We start from the raw sequence: 5,933 nt of genomic DNA, 5'->3' as shown, positions 1-5,933 counted from the left end.
AGCATCTTTTGAAGATGATATACGAGAAACCCCCACTTCAAGATCCGAAGGAGATAAGTGGCGGGAGTTTTCATCCTAATTAGAATAAGAAAAAGCTATGGGTAAGTGAGCTTTCTACCGCTCCTATGCCGCGGCAGACTCATCCTTACGATCTTTTTTGCTAATCGTCAAGTAGCCGACAAGAACAACAATAATAATCGTTAAGACAAGACTGACCGGACCTTCACCAAGCCCAAGACCACCGCGGTTGTGAGACGCCGAGATCCAATCCGAAAACGAGGCACCTACTGGACGAGTCATGATGTAGGCGAACCAGAAGGCAAATATCTCATTTAGACCAAACAACCAATATCCTAGAGCTGGAATGGCAAGTAAGACGGCAAACAGCACCCCCGAGGAAAAGTAACCTAAGTGCATTGTTGACGCGGTCATGTCACCTGCAGAAGTACCGAGGGCGAACGTACTCAGTACGGTGCACCAGTAAAAAATCTCGCGGCGAGTAGTGTAAATACTGTGGATAGACAGAGTCTTCTCGAACGCGTTCCAGATGACGAAGATAACTGCCAGTGTCGCTGCAAAAAACACGGTTGATACAAGGTATGGGACTCCCAACACAACATGCACAGCATCAGCAGCCATCGTACCAAAAATACTGACCATCACAATAACGAGCCAATAGATCCATGGCACATATCTTCGTACCAAGAATTGAAGTACCAATGAGGCCGCTAAACCAAATCCCCCAAGAGCAACTGCAATGATCGGATTCATATGATTGACTAGGTAATCAGAAAACACCTCTCCCATTCCAGTAGTCAGCACCTTGGTAATCCAAAAATAGAATGTAACTTCCGGAACTTTCGACAAGATCGGCTTTGCGCGATGCATAACGGCCGATAAGGACTTATTCATATGCTCGTTTTCCCTCCAATGATTCTTTCCTTCACAAAAAAACAATCTGGATGCAAAAGAAATTATTTTTAAAGTCTATTATTTTTTCTGAATTGGGCTTTTTGTATAATCCGGTCTGTTAGCCGTTCAACAAACGGATTTGCGGAAATAATCATTTGTATAACCACCACTGCATCAGAACATAAAAATATGTTACAAGGAAACACCCTTCACTGCATGAAAGGAGAATGAGAATTATATTAAAAATTCATTAAATAAAGTTCATTTACTCAAAAAAAATATAATTTACTGTTACTTGTGGCATGGTTCATGCGTAATGCATCTAAATGAGGTTTAACCTTTTTTTGCTAGAATGAATTTACTAGAAATTCAATAAAGAACAATACTAATAAAAATGCTATTACCCTTTCAGAATATTCCCAACATTCATAAATCCTTATCTTTTCAGGGTTTGCGAAAATAAGTGGTAACCAGCAACTGGCCAAGCTCAGAATTATTTGGGTTTTAACCGGCACTGCTTATCGGCAGTATAGGAATAATCTCTCTTGTAAACCTTCTAGGACTTCTTCTGGCACTTCCCTGACCTTGATATCCCCACCTAGGAAAAGTAGCCAATTTGTTATTTCGGTCAATTCTTCTGAATTATTAACATTGATAAAAGTCTTTAGAATGGCTGTGGTTTGGTAAGGATTCGTATAGGAAATTGAAACTTTTAAAGGATGGTATTTTTTGAACTGGGCAATCGCCTTTGGACCAAGTTCAACGACAAGGTTGATTACTTCTTCCTGCTTACTTAGTTTTTCTAAAATCTTTTTCTTACTTAATCTTTTTTTCGTAGGGTATGGTTTGACATTGGTGAGATTGTCGACAGGAAAAGTCTGTCTCTTTTCTTCCTTTAAGTCAAAGCCTTCAATCAGCCAAAGGCTTTTTTCACGATAAAGGTGCAAGAGATAAATTGGATAAGACTTTATTACCTTCTCTTCTTTGATGGTAATCAATAAATAGCTATCCAAAAGAAGGATTTGGATAAGCTTTTCTAACATAGGATGGGGGAGGTCTGACAGATCAAGCAGGTCGGGATTATTGGGGTTGGTCCCTTCAAAAAGCAAGATTTGATTTAAAAGAACAAGGTCCTCTTGCTGGTTTTCTGAGATGAGGCCTAGTAATTTTTCAGCTAAAGAATGACGACTCTTTAGATAGGGGAGTTGTTGATTTCTTGTAGCCATAAAGGCAATAAAAAGAGCTTTGATCTCATTATCGGTAAAGCGAACAGTAGGCAGGACAGAGTTGTTCATAACAAAATAACCCCCATCCCTTCCAACTTCAGCGACAAGTGGCATCCCCATGGCTTCAATTTCTCTGATATCTCTAATAGCTGTCGAACGAGAGATGTTAAATTCTCGCATGATTTCAGAAATTGTAAAGTGGGCGCGGTTATTGATATACCGCATGATGATATTAATCCGCTCAACTTTTTTCATCAGGACCTCCTAAACAGTATCATTTTTTGACATGATTTAAGGCTATTATAAACTTATCAAGTGAAAAGACAAATCATTTGATTAATTTAAAAAAAGGAAGGTTTTGAATATGGCAGATTATACACTAGAAGAAAAAGACAGCTTTACCGTTTTAGGTTTTGGAACTGAGCTTAAGAGCGATTACACAGACTTTGCTGGCATAAACAAGGAAAAGTCAGACTTTTGGCGGGCCGTCAAACAAGATGGAAGGCTTGACACTTTAAAAGCCATAGCCACAAATGACTACATTTTTGCCGTGAACGAAGCGGTGAATAACAAGATGATGCATTATGCTGGCGTCATGACAGAGGCATTGGTACCAGAAGAATCCAGAGTTATCCAATTTCCTAAAGGGGCATACCTAGTTGTTAAAGGGGAAGGAGAAACGGCTGATGAGTTGAGTAATAAGCTTACTGGCATTGCCTTTGGTCAAGTCTTGCCAGAAGCAAAGAATATTGCCTATGTTGGCGGGCCAAATGCAACGGTTGAGATGGGGCAGCGAAACGGCTTAGTATTTGGTGAAATGTGGATTCCTGTTGTTAGGAAATAAAAGGATTAAAGGAGGGATGGAAATGTCCTATATCGTTGATTTTAAAAATGTGTCTACAGTTGGTTTAGAGTCTTCACCAGCAGTAGAAGCGCTTGCTGGTTTACGTGCTCATGAAGCCCGTTACTTTATGAACAAATATAAGCATGAATTTACGGTTGTACCAGCCAGCGAAAGCCAGGAGACCCTTGATTATGTGAACCGAATTTTGAAAGAAGAACGTGATATTGAGTTTGCGGCCAAACCTTTAGAAACGTCGCGTTTTCAAGTGGAAAATATCAAATTTGCCTACGTCTTTTATGAGGATGGTCTTGGGGTCAACGTCATGTATACGGTTGATGACCCTAAGAAGCGTGCCGTTGGTTTTAAACTTTCTGAGGCGATGGAGGTACCAAAGGAGTTAGAAACGAAGTTTAAGTTTGCTAGGCAGAAGTCTAAACTAGCTGGAACAATTCGGGGCTCGTTTTTTGTAATTAAAGGAGAATATTAAAGTAAGCCAAAGCGCAAGTGGAGGAATTCAGCCATTTTTGGTAGTTGGTCATTCTTTTTCTTCATTTGGATAAGAAAATCCTGATTGAGCAAAAAAATTAAATTCATCGCAAGAGCAAAAACAACCATTCATGCAACAAATGCTCATCTAGGCATTCAAAATAACAAAACAGCACCTCTCCATCAAATTAGAGGGTGCTGTTACTTTTTTCGCAAAAACATCATTTACTTATGATACGGTTCAGCGTGATTAATCTAAAGGTTTTTATCGGAGTAAACGTCTGTTCTTCTATTTTGGTATACCACTATTTATGAATCACAGTTAGTTATTTATTCCTCAACATCTCAGCAAGTTCATATAGTAGGTTGTGCTGCTGAATGCGATAGTGACGTCCTTCCTTTTGCAAATACCCTTTGTCGCAAAATTGTGCAAGCACATGTAATAAATGTCGATAGGAGACGCCTAAAAAATCACAAACAGTTACGTGTTTCTCCTTATAGACCTCTTCATCCGAGGTTTGCAAAATAAAATCCGCAAGCCGGTTTTCAAGCGGGAAGGCGAGACTATACGAATACTTTGCAGCCATTTGTGTTGCTTTTACACTTAAAAATTTGGTTAGTTCACGTAGAAATTTTGCATCTTCTAACATTTGTGTGCGACAGCGATGAAAAGGAAGCGCAAAGCAAATGGTCTTAGTGGAGGTTTGGATCCCTTTTGTATAGTACACCTCATTTAATAATTCCATTTCCCCAATATAATCATTCGCATTGATAAAATTAATTAAGGAAACTTTCCCATTTTGATGCGTTACATAAATTTTTGCTTTTCCTTCAATGACATAAAATAAAAAATCCGGTCGCATGCCTTCTTGAATAATCCATTCATCGCGTTTATATTCATGCACTTCTATAAACTCTTCAATCGGAAAAGAAAATAAATGCGCAATGGAGTACTCATTCAAATATCTTTTCCTTTTCTCATTTTTATAAATTTCCATAATCCACCTCAAAAATGTGAGATATCTCATATTATTGTACGTATCTCCATGTTATCATGCAAACAATGAGGGGGATACAGAATGAACACACAACGCTGGATGAGTAGACAGTTTTTTAGTTTTTATATGACATGGGGCATTTTTCTACCCTATTGGACAGGATGGATGATTCATACAAAAGGGCTTACTCTTTCACAAACTAGTTTGATTATGAGCTTAGGTTTGGTTGCAAGAGGCCTTTCTACATTAATTGCCTTTCCTTATTTATCGAGGAAATTTAGTAGTAAAATCTTATTAAATGGGATGGCAATCGGCACACTAATTGCTATTCTGTGTTGTATTCCAGCGAGTTCCTTTGTTAGCTTACTTTTGGTAACGTTACTTTTGAATTTTATTTACCCAGCGCTGATGCCTGCTTTAGATAGCGCAGCTGGCGTACTTGCGCAAAGTAATCAATTAAGACATTATGGGAAGAGCCGCTCGTGGGGATCCATTGGATTTGTCGTGGCAGGTATGATCTTAACCATCTTTACAGGGGCGTTTGGGGATGAAGTGATTTTATGGGCACTGTTACTCGGCACATTGGTATTCGTGTGTCTTGGTTTTATGCGTGCACCCGTTGTTTTATCTAAAAAACCGCAAGAGGATCAAACAAAAAAAGGCGGTATGCTGGAATTATTTCGCATCAAACACTTTGGTTTGGTGCTCGTCATTGTGATTTTACTGCAAGCGGCACACGCTTCTTATTACAGCTATGGCTATATTTTTTTACAAGATATTCACGCACCCAAATATTTAATTGGGTTAATTATTAACATTGCCGTGATCGCAGAAATCATTTTCTTCTCAATCGCAGATCAGAGCTTTCATAAATTTTCAGTAGGCTCCTTACTGACGCTAGCGGCACTTGGTTCATCCGTACGTTGGATATTAGTATTTGCCTTTCCAAATGTTATTGTTTTCTGTATCGCACAAACATTGCATGCATGCTCATTTGCAATGGGGCATTATGCCTTTATGAAATATTTAATCAAAAATATTCCACATGCGCAGATTCCAAAAGCACAAGGCATGTATTCAGCACTGGCACTTAGCTGGAGTACTGCGGTGTTCACGATGTTTGGCGGTTATTTATACGAAATCGAGCCAAGATACGCCTTTATCGGGATGATTGTTTGTACCATACCGTCGATGCTGCTTGCACTTGTTTATCGAAATTTGGAATATAAAAAGAAAGCAGCAGTTTTTATTTAGTTTGTTTATTTAAGACTATACGAAGCTAAATCGATCTTATATGCCGCACAAATCTTCGGATATTCAAGCAGCGGCATATTTTCGTTTTTCCTAATACTTAAGATCATCGTAGAGCATTATTAGGTAATACTGGGTTATTATGAAAACTCCCGCCACTTATCTCCTTCGGATCTTGAAGTGGGGGTTTCTCGTGTATCATCTTCAAAAGATGCT

At 38.9% G+C, this 5,933-nt stretch carries 6 protein-coding genes; 3 read left to right on the top strand and 3 right to left on the bottom strand.

What is annotated here, in order from left to right:
• Window positions 1-123 precede the first annotated feature (123 nt).
• Window positions 124-912 (bottom strand): COG4705 family protein, encoded by a 789-nt coding sequence (locus tag CN326_RS21685; protein WP_098311048.1) that lies wholly within the window; start codon window positions 910-912, stop codon window positions 124-126.
• Window positions 913-1,430: 518 nt separating this feature from the next.
• Window positions 1,431-2,393, bottom strand: a complete 963-nt coding sequence (locus CN326_RS21680) for a helix-turn-helix transcriptional regulator (RefSeq protein ID WP_098311047.1) — start codon at window positions 2,391-2,393, stop codon at window positions 1,431-1,433.
• 109 nt (window positions 2,394-2,502) lie between these two features.
• Between CN326_RS21680 and CN326_RS21675 the strand changes: the two genes are divergently transcribed.
• Both CN326_RS21675 and CN326_RS21670 read left to right on the top strand, forming a co-directional pair.
• Window positions 2,503-2,982, top strand: a complete 480-nt coding sequence (locus CN326_RS21675) for a GyrI-like domain-containing protein (protein WP_098311046.1) — start codon at window positions 2,503-2,505, stop codon at window positions 2,980-2,982.
• 22 nt (window positions 2,983-3,004) lie between these two features.
• On the top strand, window positions 3,005-3,469 hold the full coding sequence (locus CN326_RS21670) for a phage tail protein (RefSeq protein ID WP_098311045.1): 465 nt from the start codon (window positions 3,005-3,007) through the stop codon (window positions 3,467-3,469).
• A gap of 325 nt (window positions 3,470-3,794) precedes the next feature.
• Here CN326_RS21670 and yeiL read toward each other — a convergent pair whose 3' ends face one another.
• The gene (gene yeiL / locus CN326_RS21665) at window positions 3,795-4,466 is read right to left on the bottom strand and encodes a transcriptional regulator YeiL (protein ID WP_098311044.1); all 672 of its coding nucleotides are present in this window, start codon (window positions 4,464-4,466) and stop codon (window positions 3,795-3,797) included.
• A gap of 81 nt (window positions 4,467-4,547) precedes the next feature.
• On the opposite strand from yeiL, the gene CN326_RS21660 reads away from it, so the two are divergent.
• Window positions 4,548-5,720: an MFS transporter gene (locus CN326_RS21660; RefSeq protein ID WP_098311043.1), complete on the top strand. Its 1,173-nt coding sequence runs from the start codon at window positions 4,548-4,550 to the stop codon at window positions 5,718-5,720.
• The last annotated feature ends 213 nt before the right edge of the window (window positions 5,721-5,933 follow it).

The sequence above is a fragment of the Bacillus sp. AFS018417 genome, from assembly GCF_002560985.1.
Taxonomy (GTDB): domain Bacteria; phylum Bacillota; class Bacilli; order Bacillales; family Bacillaceae_G; genus Bacillus_A; species Bacillus_A rhizoplanae.
Note: the sequence above shows the minus strand (reverse complement) of the source record. Positions and strands in the feature narration are given on the sequence as shown.